We start from the raw sequence: 20,920 nt of genomic DNA, 5'->3' as shown, positions 1-20,920 counted from the left end.
CTATATGGCGGCGTCCGACCGCCCGCGCCAGAGCCTGCGCCCGGCCCAGAACGCCGCAGCCAGCAGGGCCGCCGCCGCCAGCGCCTTGAGGGCCGCGGCCTCGTCCCCGCGAAAGCCGCGCCCGGCCAGATGCCCCGCGCCCAGATGCAGCGCGGCCCAGAGCATCTCTCCGGGGATGGAGGCGGCCATGAACCGCGCCAGCGACAGCCCCGCCGCCCCCGCGACATAGTTCGTGGCCGGCCCAAGCGGCGTGACCAGCCAGCGCGACAGGAACACCGCCCCCGCCCCGCACCGCGCGATCAGCGCCTGCGCGCGTGCCAGGATCGCGCCCCGCCGGCCGCGCATCAGCCACGGCCGCATCCGGCGCGCCAGCAGGAACGCCGCCGCATCGCCCGCGCTGGCGCCCAGCACGGCGCCCAGCCCGATCAGCGTCAGGTCCAGATGCCCTGTCCCCGTCAGCGCCCCTGCCGCGACCAGCAGCGCCGAGGTCGGCATCGGCACCATCATGCAGGACAGGAAGGCCATCGCCCCGACCAGCCACGGCCCCCAGACCGGCAGCAGGGCGGCCAGGTCGGCGATCATCCCAGCAGCCGCATGGCGCGCGTCAGCCCGTCCAGCGTCAGGGGCAGCATCCGGTCGGGAAAGATCTGCCGCACCATGCCGATGGACTGGGTGTGGCGCCAATGCGCCTCGGGGACGGGGTTCAGCCAGGCGTGGTCGGGCCAGGTCTCGGCCAGGCGCTGCAGCCAGACCTGCCCGGATTCGGGGTTCCAGTGTTCATTGGCCCCGCCCGGCACCGCGATCTCGTAGGGCGACATCGACGCGTCCCCCACCACGATGCATTTGTAGTCGCGGCCGAAGCGGCGCAGCACCTCCCATGTGGGGGTCTGCGCGTCCCACCGGCGGCGGTTGTCGGTCCACACGCCCTCATAGAGGCAGTTGTGGAAGTAGAAATGCTGCATGTGCTTGAATTCGGCGCGGGCGGCGCTGAACAGCTCGTCCACCACGCGGATGTGGTCGTCCATGCTGCCGCCCACGTCCAGGAACAGCAGCACCTTGACCGCGTTGCGCCGTTCGGGCCGGGTCCGCACGTCGATATAGCCGTGATCGGCGGTGGCGCGGATCGTGCCGGGCAGGTCCAGCTCGTCCGCGGCCCCGTGGCGGGCCCATTGGCGCAAGCGCTTCAGCGCGACCTTGATGTTGCGGGTGCCCAGCTCGGCGGTGTCGTCGAAATCGCGGAACTCGCGTCTGTCCCAGACCTTGACGGCACGGCGGTGACGGCTTTCATCCTGGCCGATGCGCACGCCTTCGGGGTTGTAGCCATGGGCGCCGAAGGGCGAGGTTCCTGCCGTCCCGATCCACCTGTTGCCGCCCTGATGGCGGCCCTTCTGTTCGGCCAGCCGCTCGCGCAGTTTCTCCATCAGCGCCTGAAAGCTGCCGCTGCCCTGGACCTGGGCCTTCTCCTCATCCGTCAGCAGCTTTTCGGCCAGCTTCGCCAGCCACTCGCGGGGCAGGGTGCGTTCGTCCAGAAGCGCCTCGGTCGGGATCGTCTCCAACCCCGAGAAGGTCTCCGCGAAGGCGCGGTCGAAGCGGTCCAGATGGCGTTCGTCCTTGACCAGCACCATCCGGGCCAGCGCGTGGAACCCCTCGACCGTGGTGCCGTCCAGGCCCGCGCCCATGCCCTCCATCAGGTCCAGCCATTCCCGCAGCGAGACCGGAACTCCGTGCCGGCGCAGGCTGTCGAGGAAGGGCAGGAACATCAGGCCATCCGGTGAACGATGATCGTGGCGAACACCCCGATCATGGCCAGTCCCAGGGCAAAGGCAATGGCGTATTGCACCCGGTCGGCGCGCGTACCGCCCAGCTGCCCGGCGCGGCGCCAGCCCAGGGCGGCCCCGATGATGATGGCTGCGATGACGATCATGGCTGTCCTTCCCGTGGCATGCTGTGGCGCAGATACCCCGCGCGCACCCGGCCCGCAACCGGCGTGGGGGGCGGTCAGGCCGCGGGGGTCAGCATGTCGCGGAAGGCGTGCCAGCTGGCCTTGGGGGTGCGGACCATCGTGTCGTAATCCACATGGACCAGCCCGAAGCGCGGGCCATAGCCGAAGGCCCATTCGTAATTGTCCAGAAGCGACCAGTAGAAGAAGCCCCGCACATCGACCCCCTGGTCGATCGCGGCCTTGGTCGCGCGCAGGTGGTCGGCGATGAACTGCACCCGGCGGGCATCGTCGGCGATGTCCGCGCCGGCCTCCAGCGCCATGCCGTTCTCGGTGACATAGAGGGGCAGGTCGCCGGTGTGGTCGCGCTTCAGGCGGGTCAGGAACTCGGTCAGGCCCTCGGGGCGGATCTCCCAATCCATCTGCGTCTTGGGCAGCGGGCCGGGCGCTTCGCTGGCATGCGGCCAGAGGCCGTCATTGCCGGTGTAGAGACGTCGCGTGTAGTAGTTCACGCCCAGCCAGTCCAAGGGCTGCGCGATCAGGACCATGTCCTCCTGCCAGCCGTCGGGCAGGTGCGGGCCGATCCCCTCCAGCGCGGCATCGGGATAGCCCTGGCCCATCAGCGCGCGGATGAACCACTGGTTGTAGATCGCGTCCTGGGTCGCGGCCGCGCGGGCGGCCTCGGGGGTGTCATCGGCGGGGTGGCTGGTCTCGAAGTTCAGCACGATGCCCAGGTTCGTCGCGCCCTCCGCGCGCAGGGCCTGCATCGCGGTGCCATGGGCCAGCAGGACATGGTGCATCGCGCGGCTGGCGGCGCGGATGTCGCGCAGGCCCGGCGCATGCGCCCCGATGAAATGCGACAGCCAGGCGATGCACCACGGCTCGTTCAGGGTGGCGGCCGAGGCCACGCGGTCGCCGATGCGGGCGTTGATCGTGGTGCAGAGATCCGCGAATTTCGCCGCCACGTCGCGGTTCTGCCAGCCGCCCTGCGCGGACAGCGCGGCGGGCAGGTCCCAGTGGTGATAGGTCAGGAAGGGTTTCAGGCCGCGTTCCAGCATGCCGTCCACAAGGCGGTCGTAGAAATCCAGGCCCTCGGGGTTCACCGTCACCCCGTCCGGCATCACCCGCGCCCAGGAGGTCGAGAAGCGATAGGCCCCGAAGCCCGCATCGCGCACCAGGTCCAGGTCCTGCGGCCAGAGCGTCAGGTGATCGCAGGCGCGGCTGCCGTCGGTGCCGTCCATGATGGTGCCGGGCGTGGCGGCAAAGGTGTCCCAGTGGGAGAGGCCCGCGCCCGCGGTGCCCTCGATCTGATAGGCGGAGGTGGCGGCGCCGAAGGTGAAGCCTTCGGGAAAGTCGGTGCGGGGGGGCAGCATGGGTCTCTCCTCCTGGTGGCGGTAACAGGGTGCCATGTGCGGCGGGCGGTGGGAAGGGGTCAGGCGCGCGGGGCCAGCTGCCGCCAGCCGAAGGCCAGCACGAAGAGGGCCGTCAGGATCACGATGATGGTCGGCGCGGGCGCGCTGTCCAGCCAGAAGCTGGCCCAGATGCCCGCCAGGCTGGCCGCGACCGCGACGGCGGTGGCCAGGGCCATCATCACCGCCAAGCGGCGGGTCAGCAGGAAGGCGATGGCGCCGGGCGCGATCAGCAGGCCCACGGCCAGGATGATCCCCACCGCCGACAGCATCGCCACAACCGATGCCGCGATCATCGCCAGCATCCCGTAATGCAGCCAGCCCACCGACAGCCCCGACACCCGCGCCTGCACCGGATCGAAGGCCAGCAGCGCAAAGTCCCGCCATTTCAGCAGCAGGGCCAGCGTCACCACGGCGGCGATGGGCAGGGCCTTGGCGAAATCGCCCGGCCCGATGCCCAGGATGTTGCCGAACAGGATGTGGTCCAGGTGCACGCCCGGCGGAAAGACCGTGAACAGGATCAGCCCGACCGCGAACATGCCCGCCATCACCACGCCAAGCGCGGTATCAGGCTTGATGCGGCTGTTGGCGTCCAGCCAGCCGGACGACAACGCGCAGATCATGCCCGCCGCGAAGGCTCCGACCAGCAGCGGCAGGCCCATCGCATAGGCCAGCACGATGCCCGGCAGGACCGCGTGGCTGATGCCGTCGCCCATCAGCGCCCATCCCTTGAGGACCAGAAAGCAGGACAGCAGCGCCGCCGGGATGGCCACGATCACCGCGATCATCGCGGCATCGGCCATGAACGGAAAGGTGAAGGGCAGGATCAGGCCGTTCATGTCCGCCCCTCGACCGCGTCACGGGCGCGGCGGCGCGTGGCGCGCAGCCCGTGGGTGGGGGCAAAGACGAAGGCCACCAAAAAGATCAGCGTCTGCAGCGTCACGATGATGCCGCCCGTCGCGCCGTCCAGAAAGAAGCTGGCATAGGCGCCGATGGCCGAGGTGGTGGTGCCGATCACGACCGAAATGACGATCAGCCGCGGAAAGCGGTCGGTCAGCAGATAGGCCGTGGCCCCCGGCGTCACCACAAGCGCGATTACCAGAAAGGCGCCGACGGTCTGCATCGCGGCCACGGTGGAGGCGGCCAGCAGGGTGAAGAACAGCGCCTTCATGCGGTTCGGGTGCAGGCCGATGGTGCGGGCGTGGGTCTCGTCGAAGAACACCACCATCAGGTCGCGCCATTTCATCAGAAGGATCGCCAGCGAGACGGTCGAGATTAGCACCAGCTGGATCACGTCGCCCGGCGCGATGGCCAGGATGTTGCCCATCGTGATCGCCTGCAGGTCCACCGCGACCGGGTTCAGAGACACCATGAACAGCCCGATGCCGAAGAAGCCGGTGAAAATCAGCCCGATGATCGCGTCCTGTTTGAGCCCCGTGCGGGTGTTCAGGAACAGCATGGTCAGTGCCGCCAGCCCGCCCGAGAGGAACGCGCCAAGCGCGAAGGGCAGGCCCAGCATGTAGGCCCCCGCCACGCCCGGCACGATGGAATGGGACAGTGCGTCGCCGATCAGGCTCCAGCCTTTGAGCATCAGATAGGCCGACAGGAACGCGCAGACGCCCCCGACCAGGGCCGAGACCCAGATCGCGGTGGTCATGTAGCCATAGGTGAAGGGGGTCAGGGCCAGGTCCATCATCGGGCGTCGTAGGCGGGGGTTTCACACCCCCGCACCCCCGTGGGATATTTGCGTGAAGAAGACGGGGTCATGCACCGCCTCCGGTGCGGGGGCGGTCGTCGTAGAAAATCAGAGGACGTTCGTCGTCGGTGAAGACATCGACGTTGCGGGCGTCGGCGTCGTCATGCAGGTCGGTGCCGCCCAGCATGAAATGGCGCAGCGTGCCACCAAAGGCTTGGCGCAGGTTGGCGGGGGTGAAGGTCGTCTCGGTCGGGCCGAAGGCCAGCACCGTGCCTTTGACCAGCACGACCCGGTCGCAATATTCGGGGACTGAGCCCAGGTCATGGGTCGAGACCAGCATCACCCGGCCTTCGTCGCGCATCTGGCGCAGGAGCGTGATGATCGTCTGTTCGGTCTGCACGTCGACGCCGGTGAAGGGTTCGTCCAGCAGGATCACCCGCGCCTCCTGCGCCAGCGCCCGGGCCAGGAAGACGCGCTTCTTCTGGCCGCCGGACAGCTCTCCGATCTGGCGGGTCGCGTAATCGGTCAGTCCGACGCGGGCCAGCGCATCGGCCACCGCCTGTCGGTCGGCGGGGCGGGCGCGGCGCAGGAAGCCCATATGGCCGTAGCGGCCCATCATCACCACGTCGCGCACCAGCACGGGGAAGGTCCAGTCGACCTCTTCCGCCTGGGGGACATAGGCGACCAGGTTTCGCGACAGGGCCTGGCGCACGGTCAGGCCCAGGATGCGCACCTGACCCGTCGCATGGGGCAGCAGGTCCATCAGCGCCTTGAACAGCGTCGATTTTCCCGCGCCGTTCACGCCGACCAGCGCGGTGACCGAACCCTGCGGCACGGTGAAGCTGGCCTGCGCCAAGGCGCGGTGGCCGTTGCGATAGGCGACGGTCAGGTCGGCCACCTCGATGCCCAGGGGATCAGCCATCGGCCAGCGCGTCCACGATGGTCTGCGAGGTTACCCGCAGCAGGTCCAGATAGGTCGGCACCGGCCCGTCCGTCTCCGATAGGCTGTCCACATAGAGGACGCCGCCGTAATCGGCCCCGGTCTCGGCCGCGATGCTACGGGCTGGACGGTCCGAGATGGTGCTTTCCGAGAAGATCACCGGGGCGCCGGTGTCGCGCATGGCGTCGATCAGGGCGCGGACCTGCTGAGGCGTTCCCTGGCCCTCGGCGTTGATGGGCCAGAGATACATCTCGGTCAGCCCGAAATCGCGGGCCAGATAGCTGAAGGCGCCCTCGGAGGTGACCAGGAAGCGGCGATCCTCGGGCAGGGCGCGGGCGGCGTCGCGCAGGGGGCCGATCACGTCGGCGATCTGCTGCTTGTAGGTTTCGGCATTGGCGGCATAGGCGGCGGCGTTCTCGGGGTCGGCCTGGCCCATCGCGGTGGCAATGTTGTCGACATAGATCTGCGCCGAATCCAGCGCCATCCAGGCATGGGGGTTCGGCTTGCCCTCATAGTCGCCGCTGCTGATCGGCAGCGCCTCGATGCCGTCCGTCACCGTCACGATGGGCACGTCGCCGGCACGGTCCAGGTACTGCTGCGCCCATCCGTCCAGGTTCAGCCCGTTGACCAGCACCAGGTCCGCATCGGCAATGCCGATGATGTCGCGCGGGCTGGGCTGATAGTCGTGGATCTCCGCCCCCGGCGGGGTGATCGAGCGGACCTCGGCCAGGTGGCCGCCCACGTTGCGGGCCATGTCGGCGATGATGGTAAAGCTTGTGGCGACCTGCAGCTGGTCGGCACTCGCATGGGTCGGGATCAGGAACAGGAACGGCGTCAGGAATCGATACATCGCATCCTCCAATGCCGCGTTTATCTGCGAACGGTTCGCAACTGTCAACAGTTGAGAACCAGTTGCAACTGGACCCCGGCTGCGGCAGAATGCGCGGATGACCAGACGGCGTGCGGACAGGTTGGAGCAGGCGTTGCGGGATGCGGGGGTCCGCGTCACGCGCCAGCGCGCGGCGCTGCTGCAGGTGATCGCCGCGGCCGACGACCACCCCGACGCGGCCGAGCTGCATGTCCGCGCGGTCACCGCCGGGGCGGGGGTGTCGCTGGCCACTGTGTATCGCACGCTGACGACGCTGCAGGCGCAGGGCGTGATCGAGAAGCTGGAGTTCCAGGGAGAGCCCGCCCGCTGGGAGGCCGCCGACCAGCGCCACCACGACCACATGATCGACGTGGACAGCGGCGAGGTCATGGAGTTCACCAACGAACGGATCGAACGCCTGCAGGCCGAGATCGCCGCAGAGATGGGCTATGATATCGTCCATCACCGGCTGGAGCTCTATGTGCGGCGGCGCTGATGCAGGTGTTCGACAGGATCATCAGCGACAGGGGGTCGCGCTATGCGGTATCGGGCGGGCCGGCCGCTGACCGGGCGGCGGTGGCCGCGATGCTGGCCGAGCTGACGCGGGTCAAGCGGTTCCGACAGGCCACCCATCACAGCTGGGCCGCCATCCTGGGCGGAGAGGGCGTCAAGGACGATGACGGCGAAAGCGGCGCGGGGCAGCTGATCCTGCAGATGCTGGACCGCGCCGGCCTGCAGAATCATGTGGTCATCGTCACACGCTGGTATGGCGGCAAGCATCTGGGCGGGGACCGGTTCCGGCATGTCGCCGATGCGGTGCGCCATTACCTGCGCGAGACGGGGCTGGACGTCAGGGCTTGATCATCACCTTGCCGGTGCGGCCTGGGGTCAGGGCGGCGTCCATCGCCTCGATCGCCTGATCCAGGCCGAATTCGCCGCCCGAGGTCAGCTCCAGCTTGCCCTCCATCACCAGGCCGATCAGTTCTGCGAACATGCGCTGACGGTCGGCGGGCGGCGTCGCGGGCATCACCTTGGCGCCCCAGAAGCCCTTGATGGACAGGTGCTTGAAGATGATCGGCCCGGCGGGCAGCTGCAGCGGATCGCCCGTGGTCGAGCCGAAGGTGACCAGCAGGCCTTCGGTGCCCAGCAACTCGATCAGACCGGCGGCGACCTCGCCACCGACCGAATCGACCGCGGCGCGGGCGCCGTCATCGCCGATGATCGCGCGCGCCTTGGCCACCCAGTCCGGATCGCTGGTCGACAGCACGTCGGTCATGCCCATCGCGGTCAGCTCCTCGACCGCCTCGGGGCGGCGCACCAGGTTCAAGAGGCGCACGCCGCGCGACTGCGCCAGCACCGCTATGATCTTGCCCACCGCGCCATTGGCGGCGGTCTGGACGACCCAGTCCCCCTTGCCGACATGCAGGAATTCCAGCAGCGTGATGGCGCTGAAGGGCATGGCGATCAGCTGCGCCGCGGCCTCGTCGGGCATGGCGTCGGGAACGGGGATGGCGCCGGCGGCCTGGGCGATGGCGTATTCCGCCCAGGAACCCTTGACCCCCGCCACCGCGACGCGGCGACCCTTCAGGGCGGGATCGACGCCGGGGCCGGTCTCCTCGACGATGCCCACGGCCTCGCTGCCGCCTATGGCGGGCAGGTCGGGACGCACGCCATATGTGCCGCGGATGGTCCACAGGTCGTGGTTGTGGATCGGCGACAGGGTCACGCGGACCAGGATCTGTCCTTCGGTCGGGCTGGGGCGGTCACGCTCGGCGGTCTGCACCACATCGGCGGGTTCGCCGAAACGCTCGTGGATGATGCTGCGCATGGGATGTCCTTTCGGTCGGTCTTTCGTTGACCCCCGACCTAGGCATCCGCCCCCTGCGCCGCCAGAGGCGACCGCGTTGACGCATGGTCAACTTACGCGTCAGGCGGCCTGCGCCTCGCGCATCAGGGCGCGGGCCTGGGCGCGGTCCAGGGCGGCCAGCCGCGCCTCGACCGACAGCCCGCGCGCCCGGCCCCGCTCCCACAGGCGCAGGCAGGAGGCGGGCGACCAGGGCAGCGCCGCCCGCGCGAGCCACGCCCGCAGCGGCGCGGGCAGGGCGTCATAGGCGGCCATCGGATCGCGCGTGCGTCTGCGCTGACGCTGTGCGGTGCGGCCCAGATTGGCGTTCCAGCGGCTCAGCATGACGCGACCTCCTCCACCGGATCGACGACCACCAACAGACGAACCTGTCCCGGGATCGCGGGCGGGGAGCGGTGCAGGATGCCGGTGGGCTCGCCCGGCCAAGCGCGGCCGCGGAACAGGCCGACGCTGCCCGTGGGCATGGCCTGCGCCCGGTCGACCTCGGCCGGGCCGGTCGCGGGGCCGAACTGCGTGCCCGCCCCGCGCAGCGTGCAGAGCAGCCGTGCGCGCACCGCATCCAGATGCCATTTCGGGCAGGCCTGCCCGGTGGCCACATCGACCCGCAGCGCGACCATCAGCGCATCCATGTGCCGCGCGGCCAGCTGCGTCAGCTCGGCGATGCGCGCGATCAGCGCCTGGCGCTGCGGACCGTCGGGCAGGGCGACGGCGTCGCAGGCCGCGGCCAGCGCCGCCGCCGCGTCGCGGGGGCGCAGGACCTGGCGCAGGCGCGGCAGGCGCTCGGGCGGCAGCGCGTCCAGCCAGGCCTGCCAGGCCGGGTCGGGCCGGGGGTGCCACAGCGCGACCGCGACGCCCGGCATCGCGATGGTGCCCAGCACGCGGGGGTCGTGACCGTCGGTCATGCCCGTGGCGGGGCGCAGGATGACAGGCCGGTTCATGCCGCCTCCGCGGCGCGGCGCCAGGCGGGGAAGGGGTCCGGCAGGGCGGTCCAGCCCGCCGGGTTGTCGCCCCATTCCTCGCCCAGCAGGCAGGCGTCCAGGCGCGCGCGGATGCGGTCCTCGTCCATGCCGGCGCCAATGAAGACCAGCTCCTGCCGCCGGTCGCCGAAGGGTTCGGACCAATGCGCGTCCAGATAGGCGTGCCCCTCGGGATGCGTTGGCCACCGGTCGCGCGGGACCGAGGCCCACCACTGCCCCAAGGGACGGACCGAGGACAGCGCCCCCGCCAGAGAGAATTCCGCCACCCAATCGGGCCGCGTGGCGACCCAGAAATGCCCCTTGGCGCGAATCACGCCGGGCAGGGGGCCGTTCAGCAGCTCGTGGATCTTGCGCGGCTCGAAGGGCAGGCGGGCGCGATAGACGAAGCTGGCGATGCCGTATTCCTCGGTCTCGGGGGTGTGGTCGGCATGACCGTAAAGCTCCTTGGCCCACATCGGATGCGTGTGCGCGCGGTCGAAGTCGAACAGGCCGGTGTTCAGGATGTCCGAAGGGGCGACGCGGCCGTGATCGGTCTCGATGATGCGGGCGTCGGCGTTCAGCGCGCGGATGATCTTGCGCGCGGCATCCACGCGGGCAGGGCCGGCATCGCCGCATTTGTTCAGCACGATGACGTCGGCGAACTCCATCTGGTCGGTCAGCAGATCGACCAGGGTGCGGGTGTCGCCCTCACCCATCACCTCGCCCCGGTCGGAGAGGAAGTCGTGGCTGGAGAAGTCCGCCGTCAGGTTCACCGCATCGACCACGGTCACCATCGTGTCCAGCCGGGCGACCTCGGACAGGCTGGCGCCGTCCTCGTCGGCGAACTCGAAGGTCGTGGCGACGGGCAGCGGTTCGCTGATGCCGGTCGATTCGATCAGCAGGTGGTCGAAGCGGCCCGCCTCGGCCAGCTTTCGGACCTCGATCAGCAGATCCTCGCGCAGCGTGCAGCAGATGCAGCCGTTCGACATCTCGACCAGGGTTTCCTGGGTCTGCGACAGGCCGCCCTCGGCGCGGACCAGATCGGCGTCGATGTTGACCTCGGACATGTCGTTCACGATCACCGCGACGCGCAGCCCGTCGCGGTTGTTCAGGACGCGGTTCAGAAGCGTCGTCTTGCCCGCGCCCAGAAAGCCGGAGAGCACGGTGACGGGAAGGCGGGGGTCAGGGGTCATGGAGGGGCCTTTCGGTTCAGGACCCAGATAAAGTAATAGTATAACATTACGCGATGCAAGCAGGCATTGACGCCCCGCCCCCTTTAGGCCATGCCGCGCCCCATGCTGCGCATCGATGACATCAGTTACTCCATCCAGGGCCGCCCCTTGTTCCAAGGCGCGACCGCCACGATTCCCGAAGGCCACAAGATCGGCCTCGTCGGTCCGAACGGGGCGGGCAAGACCACGCTGTTCCGCCTGATCAAGGGCGAGGCGCAGCTGGACGGCGGCGCCATCAGCCTGCCGTCGCGGGCCCGCATCGGCGGCGTCGCGCAGGAGTCGGCGGCCACCGGACGATCGGTCCTGGAGACGGTGCTGGACGCGGACGTGGAACGCACCGCGCTGATGGCCGAGGCCGCCACCGCGACCGACCCGAACCGCATCGCCGAGATCCAGACCCGCCTGACCGACATCGACGCCTGGTCGGCCGAGGCCCGCGCCGCGACGATCCTGGACGGCCTGGGCTTTCCGACCGTCGATCAGGCGCGTCCGACAAGTGATTTCAGCGGTGGCTGGCGGATGCGCGTCGCGCTGGCGGGAGTGCTGTTCGCGCAGCCCGACCTGCTGCTTCTGGACGAGCCGACGAACTATCTGGACCTGGAGGGGGCGCTGTGGCTGGAGGGCTATCTGGCCCGCTATCCGCACACCGTCATCATCATCAGCCACGATCGCGGCCTGCTGAACCGCGCGGTGGGCCATATCCTGCATCTGGAAGACAAGAAGCTGACGCTGTATACCGGCGGCTATGACAGCTTCACGCGCATCCGCGCGGAGAAGCGCGCCCTGCAGGCCGCCGAGGCCAGGAAGCAGGCCGACCGCCGCGCGCATCTGCAAAGCTTCGTCGACCGCTTCGGCGCCAAGGCCTCCAAGGCGCGCCAGGCCCAGGCCCGCGTCAAGATGCTGGCCAAGATGGAGCCGATCACCGCGCCTGAGGAGGCGAAGTTCTTCCGCTTCACCTTCCCGCAGCCCGAGGAGATGTCGCCCCCCATCGTCGCGATGGAGGGTCTGTCGGTCGGCTATGGCGACCGCGCCGTTCTGCGCAAGCTGAACCTGCGCATCGACCAGGATGACCGGATCGCGCTTCTGGGCCGCAACGGGCAGGGCAAGTCGACCCTGTCGAAGCTGCTGGCCGACCGGCTGGCGCCGATGGAGGGTCGGGTGACGCGGTCGTCCAAGCTGCGCGTGGGCTATTTCGCCCAGCATCAGGTCGATGAGCTGCATCTGGACGAGACGCCCCTGGATCACATCCGCTCGGTCCGGCCCGACGAAGGGCAGGCGAAACAGCGCGCGCGGCTGGCGGGCTTCGGCCTGATGGAGGCGCAGGCCGAGACCAAGGTGCGCGCCCTGTCCGGCGGCCAGAAGGCGCGCCTGTCGCTGCTGCTGGCCACGATCGACGCGCCGCATCTGCTGATCCTGGACGAGCCGACGAACCACCTGGACATCGAGAGCCGCGAGGCGCTGTCCGAGGCGCTGAACGACTATACCGGTGCGGTGGTGCTGGTCAGCCACGACATGCACCTGCTGGGGCTGGTCGCGGACCGGCTGTGGCTGGTCAAGGATGGCGCGGTCGCCCCCTATGAGGGCGATCTGGACGATTACCGCAAGTTCCTGCTGTCGGGCGACGCCCCGGCCGAGAAGCCGGCCGAGGCCGCCAGGGCCGCCGCCCCCAAGCGCCCCGGCCGCGACGCCGTGCTGGCGCTGCGCGCCGAGGCCCGCAAGTCCGAGGAGCGGGTGCAGAAGCTGACCGAGATGATGGGCAAGCTGGACGTCAAGCTGGCCGACCCCGCGCTCTACAACGATCCCTACGAGGCCGAGAAATGGGGCAAGAAGCGGGCCGAGGCGGTCCGCGCGCTGGCCTTTGCCGAGGAGCTGTGGATGGGCGCGCTGGAAAAGCTGGAAGCCGCCGAGAAGGGGTGACCGGCCTCCGCCTGACGCGGCCGTGATCGCTACACTGTTGCGAAAATGCGGCGGATGGAACAGGATGTTCGTCGGATGGTTGTGCGCCCGGGGGCAGGCGCACTACATGCCCCGAAAGCCCCATTCGCGCGGATCAGACCCCATGAAATACGCCCTTGCCCTTGCCGTCCTGTTCGCCGTTCCCGCCCATGCGCAGGATTTCGGCATTGCCGGGGGGCGGACCTATTCGGTCGATCTGGGCCTGGGCGCGACGGTCGGCCCGTCCTATCCCGGCGCCGAGGATGCCGAGGTCTCGCCCTGGATCATCTGGCGCAATGCGGGCTTCGGTCCGGTCGGCACGGCACCCGAGCAGGGCTTCTCCATCGCGCCGTCCTTCGGCACCGTCGGCAAGCGCGAGAGCGGTGACGATGCCGCGCTCGCAGGGCTGAACGACATCGACCGCGCCTATGAGCTGGGCCTGCGGGTCAGCTACGGCGCAGGTCCGGTGACCGCCTATGGCAGCCTGCGCCGCGGCTTTGACGGCCACGAAGGCCTGACCGGAGAGCTGGGCGCGAAGTACCGCACCGAGCTGAGCGACCGCGTGACCCTGTGGTCGGGCGCCGAGCTGGTCTATGGCAACGACGACTTCAACAACACCTATTTCGGCGTGACGCCCGCCGAGAGCGCCACCAGCGGCCTGGCCGCGACCGCCCCCGGCGGTGGCCTGAACGAGGCCGCGATCACCTTCGAGGCGCGCTATGCCATCAACGACACGACCGCCCTGCTGGGCGAGGTGCGTTACGGCAAGCTGATCGGCGACGCCGCCGATTCGCCCGTGGTGCAGGAGGAATACCAGCCCTCGTTGCGCCTCGGCGTGACGCGCCGCTTCTCCTTCGGTTTCTGATCGCCGCAGGGCCATCGGATCAGGGTCGCGCGCTGCGCGGCCCTTTTTTCGACCGAAATGTTTTAAGCCTGAAATAATTTCTTGACAGGTCGCGCCCGCCTGTTGCGTTCTGGTGCCAAGGCATCCGAACCGGGCCGCGACCAACGCGGTCCCCGCCAACAGGGAAAGACCGCACCATGACCCAGACCCGTTCGCTGATCGCGGCGCTTGCCGCAACGACCGCCCTGGCCGCTCCGGCCCTGGCGCAGGACGACACGCTGACCGTGGGCGTGCTGCTGACGCTCTCCGGCCCCGGCGCCGTGCTGGGAGAGATGGCGCGCGACGGCTTCCTGCTGGCCGCAGAGGAGATCGGCGATCTGGGTGGCATCCCCACCGAGATCATCGTGGTCGATGACGAACAGAAGCCCGACGTCGCCGCCAACAAGGCCCGCGAACTGGTCGAGCGGAACGGCGCGGACATCGTGGTCGGGCCGATCTTCTCGAACGTCGCGGGCGCCATCGTGCAGCCGGTGACGCAGGGCGGCGGCATCCTGATCAGCCCGAATGCCGGCCCGTCGAACCTGGCCGGGGCGGAATGCAACAAGGCCTTCTTCGCGACCTCCTACCAGAACGACCAGATGCACGAGGTGATGGGCGCCCATGCGCAGGCGCAGGGGTTCCAGAACGTCTTCCTCTTGGCCCCGAACTATCAGGCCGGGCAGGACGCGCTGGCGGGTTTCAAGAAAAGCTATACCGGCGGCGTCGCGGGCGAGATCTTCACCCAGATGGGTCAGCTGGACTATTCCGCCGAACTGGCACAGATCGCCGCGATGCAGCCCGATGCGGTCTTCGCCTTCATGCCGGGCGGCATGGGCGTGAACCTGGTGCGCCAGTATCGCCAGGCGGGGCTGGAGGGCATCCCCTTCCTGTCGGCCTTCACCGTGGACGAGGCGACCCTGCCCGCGCAGGCCGAGGCGGCCCTGGGCTTCTTTGCCGGGTCGAACTGGGCGCCCGATCTGGACACGCCGGAAAACGCCGCCTTCGTCGCGGCCTACGAGGCGAAATACGGCCACGTGCCGGGCGTCTATGCCATGCAGGGCTATGACGCGGCCCGCCTGATCGACGGCGCGCTGCGCGAGGCGGGCGGCACGGACCGCGACGCGCTGATCGCGGCGCTGGAGGGGGCGCCCTTCACCTCGGTCCGCGGCGATTTCAGCTTTGGTCCCAACCACTTCCCGATCCAGGATTTCTACCTGACCACGGTCGTGCAGCGCGAGGACGGCAAGTTCGCCACATCGGTCGTCGAGAAGATCTTCGACGATTATCAGGACAATTACGCCGCCAACTGCCAGATGAACTGAACCGATGACCAGCCTGTTCCTGCTGCAGCTGCTGAACGGGGTGCAGCTGGGCGTCCTGCTGTTCCTGATCGCCGCCGGGCTGACCCTGGTCTTCGGGATCATGGATTTCGTGAACCTGGCGCATGGCGTGATCTACATGGTCGGCGCCTATCTGGTGGTGATGTTCGCCTCCATGACCGGCAGTTACGGGCTGGGGCTGCTTTTGACCCTGCCCGCGACGCTGGCCATCGGGCTGGTGCTGGAGGCGCTGATCTTTCGCAGGCTCTATGACCGCCCGCATCTGGATCAGGTGCTGGCGACCTTCGGGCTGGTCATGGTGGTGACGGAACTGGTCAAGATCATCTGGGGCCAGTCGCCGCTGTCGATCCTGCCGCCCGATGCGCTGTCGGGGTCGGTGCCGCTGGTGGGTGCGCTGCGCTATCCGGTGTTCCGGCTGGTGGTGATCGCGGCGGGGCTGGCGGTCGCCGTGGGGCTGTGGCTGGTCATCACGCGCACCCGCATCGGCATGCGCCTGCGGGCGGGGGCCACGAACCGCGCGATAGTGGGCGCGCTTGGCGTCGATATCGGGCGGCTGTTCACGGTGATCTTCGCCTTCGGGGCGATGCTGGCGGGGTTTGCGGGGGCGATGGTGGCACCCATCCTGTCGGTCGATCCGGGCATGGGGGAAAGCGTGCTGATCCTGGCCTTCGTGGTGATCGTCATCGGCGGCATCGGTTCGGTCAAGGGAGCCTTTGCGGGCGCGCTGCTGGTTGGGATCGTCGACACGTTGGGCCGCAGCTTCGGCCCGATCATCCTGCGCGCGGTGATGGAGCCGTCCGCCGCCGCCCAGACCGGGCGCGTGCTGGCGCCGATGCTGGTCTATGTGCTGATGGCCGCGATCCTGGCCGCCCGGCCGCAGGGCCTGTTCGGAGCGCGCCCATGACCCGCTGGCTGATGCGCCGCCGGGTGGCGGCCTGGGCGATCTTCGGCGGTTTCGCCCTGTTGCCGCTGATCGCGGCGATGACGGGGGACCCCTATCTGGTCGTCGTGGCGACGCGCATTCTGGCATTTGCCATGGCCGCCTTGGCGCTGGACCTGATCCTGGGCTATGGCGGCATGGTCAGCTTTGGCCATGCGGCCTATCTGGGCATCGGCGCCTATGCGGTGGCGATCCTGTCGCGCGCGGGCATCACCGATCTGGGCGCGCATCTGGGCGTGGCGGTGGTCGCGGGGGCGGCCTTCGCGCTGGTCACCGGGGCGATCAGCCTGCGCACGCGGGGCATCTATTTCATCATGATCACGCTGGCCTTCGCGCAGATGGCCTATTTCTTCTTCGTCTCGCTCTCGGCCTATGGGGGCGATGACGGGGTGACGCTGACGGCACGATCGACCGTGCTGGGGCAGGACTGGCTGGCTGACGACCGGGCGCTCTATTACGCGGCGCTGGCGATGCTGGCGGGGCTCTATCTGCTGTGTGTCGCGATCACCGGGTCGCGGTTCGGTCGCGTGCTGACGGGGGCGCGGGAAAACCCGCTGCGGATGCAGGCGGTGGGCTTCACCCCCTTCCGGTTCCAGCTGACGGCCTTCGTCATCTCGGGCGCGATGACGGCCATCGCCGGGGTGATCCTCGCCAATCAGGCCAGCTTCGTCTCGCCGTCCTACATGAACTGGCACCGCTCGGGGGAACTGGTGGTGATGGTCGTCCTGGGCGGTATCGGCAATCTGCTGGGTGCCATCGCCGGGGCGACGCTGGCGCTGCTGCTGGAGGAATGGCTGGCGCTCTTCACCGAACATTGGCGGCTGATCTTCGGCGCGCTGCTGATCCTGGTCGTGCTGTTCTCGCGCGACGGGCTGACGGGGCTTTTCAGGGGGCGCGGGAAATGAGCCTTCTTTCCGTGCGCGCGTTGCGCAAGGCCTATGGCGCGCTGAAGGTCACCGACGATCTGGACCTGGAGGTCACCGAAGGGGAACTCCACGCCATCATCGGCCCGAACGGGGCGGGGAAATCCACGCTGATCGCGCAGCTGTCGGGGCAGGCGGGGTCGGATGCGGGCTCGGTCCGCTTTGCGGGGGCCGAGATGATGGGCCGGCCCATGCCCACGCGGGTCCGGGCGGGCATGTCGCGCAGCTTCCAGATCACTTCGATCCTGCCGGGCTTCACCGTGCTGGAGAATGTGGCCACCGCCGTGCAGGCCCATGCGGGCAGCAGCTTCCGCTTCTTCGCCCCGGTCGCACGGGATGCCGACCTGAACGCGCAGGCGCGGGACGCGCTGTCCCGCGTGGGTCTGGCCGACCGCGCCGACACCCGCGCGGGCAGCCTGTCGCATGGCGAGAAGCGCGCGCTGGAACTGGCCATCGCGCTGGCCACGCGCCCGCGCCTGCTGCTGCTGGACGAGCCCCTGGCCGGGACCAGCGGGGCCGAGGCCGAGCGTCTGGTCCAGGTCATGGCGGGCCTGAAGGGGCAGGTGACGCTGGTGCTGATCGAACATGACATGGACGCGGTCTTCGCGCTGGCCGACCGGGTCAGCGTGCTGGTCTATGGCCGCATCATCGCGACCGGCACGCCCGATCAGGTTCGCGCCGATCCGGCGGTGCGCGCCGCCTATCTGGGGGATGCGTGATGCTGATCGTCGAGGGGCTGCAGGCCGGTTACGGAGAGGCGCAGGTCCTCCACGACATCCACCTCACGGTCGGGCAGGGGCAGGTGGTGACCCTGCTGGGCCGCAACGGCATGGGCAAGACGACGACGATCAGCACGATCTTCGGCCTGCTGGCGGCGCGGGGCGGGCGCGTCAGCATCGACGGGCGCGACGTGACCCGCGCCGCGCCGCACCGCATCGCGCGGGCGGGCCTGGGCCTAGTTCCCGAGGGGCGGCAGGTCTTTCCGACACTGGACGTGCGCGAGAACCTGATCGCCACCGCGCGCCCCGGCCACTGGACCCTGTCGCGCGTGCTGGACCTGTTCCCGCGCCTGTCCGAACGCATGGGCCACAAGGGCAGCGAGCTGTCGGGCGGCGAGCAGCAGATGCTGGCCATCGGCCGGGCGCTGATGACCAACCCCCGCCTGGTCGTGCTGGACGAGGCGACCGAGGGCTTGGCCCCCCTGATCCGGGACGAGATCTGGTCCTGCCTGACCCGCCTGAAGGATCAGGGCGAGGCGATCCTGATCGTGGACAAGAACCTGTCCGCCCTGACCCGCTTTGCCGACCGCCATGTGGTGATCGAGAAGGGCCGCACCGTCTGGTCCGGCGACAATGCGCAGCTTTTGAGCGATCCCGACGTTGCGGAACGGCATCTGGGCGTCTGATCCTGCATCCGGACGCTTTACCGGACCGGCCCCGTCCCGGTAAGGTTGTGCCACGGCCCGCCGGGGCCGGTTTCACGACATGCATCGACCGCGGATATGCCCATGCGCCTGACTGCCCGGATCATCGGCCTTGGCCTGTCGGCCATGACCCTGGCCGCGGCCGACAGACCGGCGGGACCCGCCTGCACGACGCGGCCGGGTGCCGATGCCGCCCTGTCCGAACGCCTCTGCGCCGCCTTGCGCGACGCGGCGGGGGAGCAGGCGGTCCGGCTGGAGGTCATCGCGACCGGGCCCGACATGCTGTCGGCGCGCATCGCGCGGGGAACCGGCGCCTTTGGGCCGCGACTGGATTTCACGATGACGGACCGGTCGTTGCGACCGGATGATTTCAGCAGCTTCGCCCACGATCTTCTGCGGTTCGGGCTGGTCGATTAGGGAAGGATTGCATTCATGTGTCAGGTTTGCGCGGCATTGCGGCCGCAGGACAAGGCCTGCGCCCTGGAGGGGCTGTCGGGCAGCGGCATCGACATGCTGCGCGCCACGCTGCGCGAGGGGGGCGATGCGCCCACCGGCGGCTGGACCCCCTATCGCATCGCGCCGGGCGACGGCTTTCTGGGGGTGATCGGCCAGCCCGGCGATCAGGACTGGGTCGGCATCCGGCTGCAGGCCGGGCAGACCTATCGGTTCGACCTGGTCGGCGGCACGCTCTCGGACCCGCTGCTGCGGCTCTATGGTCCGCAGGGCGGCCTTCTGGCGCTGAACGATGACGGCGGTCTCGGTTTCGACAGCCTGCTGACCTTCACGGCTACGCGGGACGGCGTCTACTACCTGTCGGCCGGCGCCTTCGCCTCCGGCACCGGCAGCTATCAGCTGACCGCCGAAATGGTGCGCCCGCCCGCCGTGGCGCCCATGGCCCAGCTGGCCGATTATCTGGTTCGGGGCTACTGGGACGACCGCGGCCAGTCGCAGCGCCGCTTCGACGTGGGCGCGGACGGCGTCGTCAGCGTCGATCTGTCGGGGCTGGACGCGGCGGGACGGCGGCTGGCGCGCGACGCGATGCAGGCCTGGGAGGCCGTCGCCGACCTCGACTTCGTCGAGCAGCGCGGCAATGCCGACATCACCTTCTCGGACCATCTGGACGGCGCCTTCGCGCAGTCGACGCTGCTGGGCGGGCGGATCCTGCGGTCCGACATCAACGTCGACCGCGACTGGCTGGACATGGACGGCGTCCAGATCGGCACCTACTCCTTCCAGGTCTATGTCCACGAGATCGGGCATGCCCTGGGGCTGGGCCATCAGGGCAACTACAACGGCAGCGGCAGCTTCGAATCGGACGCGCGCTTCTCGAACGACAGCTGGCAGGCCTCGGTCATGTCCTATTTCGGACAGGACGAGAATCCCAACATTCCCGCCGACCGGGCCTATCTGGGCACGCTGATGCCGGCCGACATCCTGGCGATCCAGCGTCTGTACGGCGCGGCGGGGGCGGGGTCGCTGACGGCGGGCAACACCACCTACGGCGTCGGCCACAGCCTGGGCGACAGCTGGCTGGGGCGGATCTTCTCGGCCCAGAACGGCGTGGCGCAGGGCAGCGTGCGCGACGCGCGCGAGATCGCCATCACCATCCACGACGCGGGCGGGTTCGACTTGCTGAACTTCGCCAACGACCGCGCGGCACAGCGCGTCGATCTGCGGGCGGGGGCGGCCTCCGACATCTACGGGCTGCGCGGCAACCTGCAGATCGCTCCGGGCACCGTGATCGAGGCCTATGCCGCGGGCAGCGGCCACGACCGGGTGACGGGCAACGCGGCCGCCAATGTCCTGCGCGGCAATGGGGGCAACGACCGGCTGGACGGGATGACGGGCGACGACCGGCTGTTCGGCGGGTCGGGCACCGACGTGCTGAACGGCGGGCTGGGCAACGACCGCCTGTCGGGCGAGGCGGGCGACGACCGCCTGTCGGACATGCTGGGCGACAACTGGCTGTCGGGCGGCCTAGGCAACGACCTGCTGGTCGCCGGTGCCGGACGGGACACGCTGCTGGGCGATGCGGGCCATGACGTGATGCTGGCGGGCGGCGGCAGCGACCTGCTGCTGGGCGGTGCGGGAGACGACCTGCTGCGCGGCGAGAGCGGCGGCGACCGGCTGGAGGGTGGTCTGGGTGCGGACCGGCTGTTCGGGCAGCAGGGCGACGACATCCTGGTCGGCGGCGCGGGCGCCGATGTCATGGCGGGCGGTATCGGTGCGGACGTCTTCGTCTTCACCCGCCTGTCCGACAGCACGCGCGCGGCCGCCGATCTGATCACCGACTTCACCCCCGGTCAGGATCGGCTGGACCTGTCCGCGCTGGACCTGGACCTGATCGGCCCCGCCCCGCTGACCGGCGGTCGCGAGATCCGGTTCGAGCATCGCGGTGCCGAGACCCATCTGCTGATCGACGTGACGGGCGACCGCCTGCCCGACATGGTGATCCGCCTGGCGGGACGGCACATGCCGGATGCGGACGACTTCATCCTCTAGGGGGGTGAACCGGACCGGGGGGCGCGGCGTTGGCGTGCGGGTTCACCCGTCCGGGTCGCGCCCCCATCAT

23 protein-coding genes are annotated in these 20,920 nt (G+C 69.4%); 11 read left to right on the top strand and 12 right to left on the bottom strand.

Annotated elements, in window-relative coordinates:
• The 8 genes from AACG61_RS11510 to AACG61_RS11475 all read right to left on the bottom strand — a co-directional run bounded on the left by AACG61_RS11510 (position 1) and on the right by AACG61_RS11475 (position 6,834).
• Positions 1–582, bottom strand: coding sequence for a DedA family protein (locus AACG61_RS11510; protein WP_411837273.1), 582 nt, complete (start codon positions 580–582; stop codon positions 1–3).
• The gene (locus AACG61_RS11505; protein ID WP_411837272.1) at positions 579–1,760 is read right to left on the bottom strand and encodes a vWA domain-containing protein; all 1,182 of its coding nucleotides are present in this window, start codon (positions 1,758–1,760) and stop codon (positions 579–581) included. The genes AACG61_RS11510 and AACG61_RS11505 overlap by 4 nt, the downstream gene beginning before the upstream one ends.
• Positions 1,760–1,924, bottom strand: a complete 165-nt coding sequence (locus tag AACG61_RS11500) for a hypothetical protein (protein ID WP_411837271.1) — start codon at positions 1,922–1,924, stop codon at positions 1,760–1,762. Before AACG61_RS11500 ends, AACG61_RS11505 begins: the two co-directional genes overlap by 1 nt.
• Positions 1,925–1,998: 74 nt before the next feature.
• On the bottom strand, positions 1,999–3,312 hold the full coding sequence (locus tag AACG61_RS11495) for a GH1 family beta-glucosidase (RefSeq protein WP_411837270.1): 1,314 nt from the start codon (positions 3,310–3,312) through the stop codon (positions 1,999–2,001).
• Positions 3,313–3,371: 59 nt separating this feature from the next.
• Complete coding sequence (locus AACG61_RS11490; RefSeq protein WP_411837269.1) at positions 3,372–4,187, bottom strand: metal ABC transporter permease; 816 nt, start codon at positions 4,185–4,187, stop codon at positions 3,372–3,374.
• Positions 4,184–5,044: a metal ABC transporter permease gene (locus tag AACG61_RS11485; RefSeq protein WP_411837268.1), complete on the bottom strand. Its 861-nt coding sequence runs from the start codon at positions 5,042–5,044 to the stop codon at positions 4,184–4,186. Before AACG61_RS11485 ends, AACG61_RS11490 begins: the two co-directional genes overlap by 4 nt.
• 67 nt (positions 5,045–5,111) lie before the next feature.
• Positions 5,112–5,966: a manganese/iron ABC transporter ATP-binding protein gene (locus tag AACG61_RS11480; protein ID WP_411837267.1), complete on the bottom strand. Its 855-nt coding sequence runs from the start codon at positions 5,964–5,966 to the stop codon at positions 5,112–5,114.
• Complete coding sequence (locus tag AACG61_RS11475; RefSeq protein ID WP_411837266.1) at positions 5,959–6,834, bottom strand: metal ABC transporter substrate-binding protein; 876 nt, start codon at positions 6,832–6,834, stop codon at positions 5,959–5,961. The genes AACG61_RS11480 and AACG61_RS11475 overlap by 8 nt, the downstream gene beginning before the upstream one ends.
• 97 nt (positions 6,835–6,931) lie before the next feature.
• Here AACG61_RS11475 and AACG61_RS11470 point away from each other — a divergent pair, with 97 nt between their 5' ends.
• Entirely contained in the window at positions 6,932–7,348 is a 417-nt protein-coding gene (locus tag AACG61_RS11470; protein ID WP_411837265.1) for a Fur family transcriptional regulator, read from the top strand.
• Positions 7,348–7,713 (top strand): YigZ family protein, encoded by a 366-nt coding sequence (locus AACG61_RS11465; RefSeq protein ID WP_411837264.1) that lies wholly within the window; start codon positions 7,348–7,350, stop codon positions 7,711–7,713. The genes AACG61_RS11470 and AACG61_RS11465 overlap by 1 nt, the downstream gene beginning before the upstream one ends.
• Here the strand turns inward: AACG61_RS11465 and AACG61_RS11460 are convergent.
• The 4 genes from AACG61_RS11460 to AACG61_RS11445 form a co-directional block, all read right to left on the bottom strand.
• Positions 7,703–8,680, bottom strand: a complete 978-nt coding sequence (locus AACG61_RS11460; protein WP_411837263.1) for a zinc-binding dehydrogenase — start codon at positions 8,678–8,680, stop codon at positions 7,703–7,705. The genes AACG61_RS11465 and AACG61_RS11460 overlap by 11 nt on opposite strands.
• A 99-nt stretch (positions 8,681–8,779) precedes the next feature.
• Complete coding sequence (locus tag AACG61_RS11455) at positions 8,780–9,040, bottom strand: DUF6525 family protein (RefSeq protein ID WP_411837262.1); 261 nt, start codon at positions 9,038–9,040, stop codon at positions 8,780–8,782.
• A complete protein-coding gene (locus tag AACG61_RS11450) occupies positions 9,034–9,654 on the bottom strand; it encodes a DUF1826 domain-containing protein (RefSeq protein WP_411837261.1) in 621 nt (206 codons plus the stop codon). Before AACG61_RS11450 ends, AACG61_RS11455 begins: the two co-directional genes overlap by 7 nt.
• Positions 9,651–10,865, bottom strand: coding sequence for a GTP-binding protein (locus tag AACG61_RS11445; RefSeq protein WP_411837260.1), 1,215 nt, complete (start codon positions 10,863–10,865; stop codon positions 9,651–9,653). The genes AACG61_RS11450 and AACG61_RS11445 overlap by 4 nt, the downstream gene beginning before the upstream one ends.
• A 102-nt stretch (positions 10,866–10,967) precedes the next feature.
• Here AACG61_RS11445 and AACG61_RS11440 point away from each other — a divergent pair, with 102 nt between their 5' ends.
• From AACG61_RS11440 to AACG61_RS11400, 9 genes are all read left to right on the top strand, one after another.
• Positions 10,968–12,821: an ABC-F family ATP-binding cassette domain-containing protein gene (locus AACG61_RS11440; protein ID WP_411837259.1), complete on the top strand. Its 1,854-nt coding sequence runs from the start codon at positions 10,968–10,970 to the stop codon at positions 12,819–12,821.
• 142 nt (positions 12,822–12,963) lie between these two features.
• The gene (locus AACG61_RS11435) at positions 12,964–13,704 is read left to right on the top strand and encodes a MipA/OmpV family protein (RefSeq protein WP_411837258.1); all 741 of its coding nucleotides are present in this window, start codon (positions 12,964–12,966) and stop codon (positions 13,702–13,704) included.
• Positions 13,705–13,880: 176 nt separating this feature from the next.
• A complete protein-coding gene (locus tag AACG61_RS11430) occupies positions 13,881–15,044 on the top strand; it encodes an ABC transporter substrate-binding protein (RefSeq protein WP_411837257.1) in 1,164 nt (387 codons plus the stop codon).
• A gap of 4 nt (positions 15,045–15,048) precedes the next feature.
• Positions 15,049–15,966, top strand: coding sequence for a branched-chain amino acid ABC transporter permease (locus AACG61_RS11425; protein ID WP_411837256.1), 918 nt, complete (start codon positions 15,049–15,051; stop codon positions 15,964–15,966).
• Positions 15,963–16,907, top strand: coding sequence for a branched-chain amino acid ABC transporter permease (locus AACG61_RS11420; RefSeq protein WP_411837255.1), 945 nt, complete (start codon positions 15,963–15,965; stop codon positions 16,905–16,907). Before AACG61_RS11425 ends, AACG61_RS11420 begins: the two co-directional genes overlap by 4 nt.
• Positions 16,904–17,644, top strand: coding sequence for an ABC transporter ATP-binding protein (locus AACG61_RS11415; protein WP_411837254.1), 741 nt, complete (start codon positions 16,904–16,906; stop codon positions 17,642–17,644). The genes AACG61_RS11420 and AACG61_RS11415 overlap by 4 nt, the downstream gene beginning before the upstream one ends.
• Complete coding sequence (locus tag AACG61_RS11410) at positions 17,644–18,330, top strand: ABC transporter ATP-binding protein (RefSeq protein ID WP_411837253.1); 687 nt, start codon at positions 17,644–17,646, stop codon at positions 18,328–18,330. The genes AACG61_RS11415 and AACG61_RS11410 overlap by 1 nt, the downstream gene beginning before the upstream one ends.
• 102 nt (positions 18,331–18,432) lie before the next feature.
• Positions 18,433–18,765 carry a hypothetical protein gene (locus AACG61_RS11405; protein ID WP_411837252.1) on the top strand — a complete coding sequence of 111 codons (333 nt, stop codon included), beginning with the start codon at positions 18,433–18,435 and terminating at the stop codon, positions 18,763–18,765.
• Positions 18,766–18,780: 15 nt separating this feature from the next.
• Positions 18,781–20,850 carry a M10 family metallopeptidase C-terminal domain-containing protein gene (locus AACG61_RS11400; RefSeq protein ID WP_411837251.1) on the top strand — a complete coding sequence of 690 codons (2,070 nt, stop codon included), beginning with the start codon at positions 18,781–18,783 and terminating at the stop codon, positions 20,848–20,850.
• Positions 20,851–20,920: the final 70 nt, after the last annotated feature.

Source organism: Paracoccus sp. ME4 (assembly GCF_046736325.1).
In the GTDB taxonomy this organism is placed as follows: domain Bacteria; phylum Pseudomonadota; class Alphaproteobacteria; order Rhodobacterales; family Rhodobacteraceae; genus Paracoccus.
This window is presented reverse-complemented; position numbering and strand designations above follow the sequence as displayed.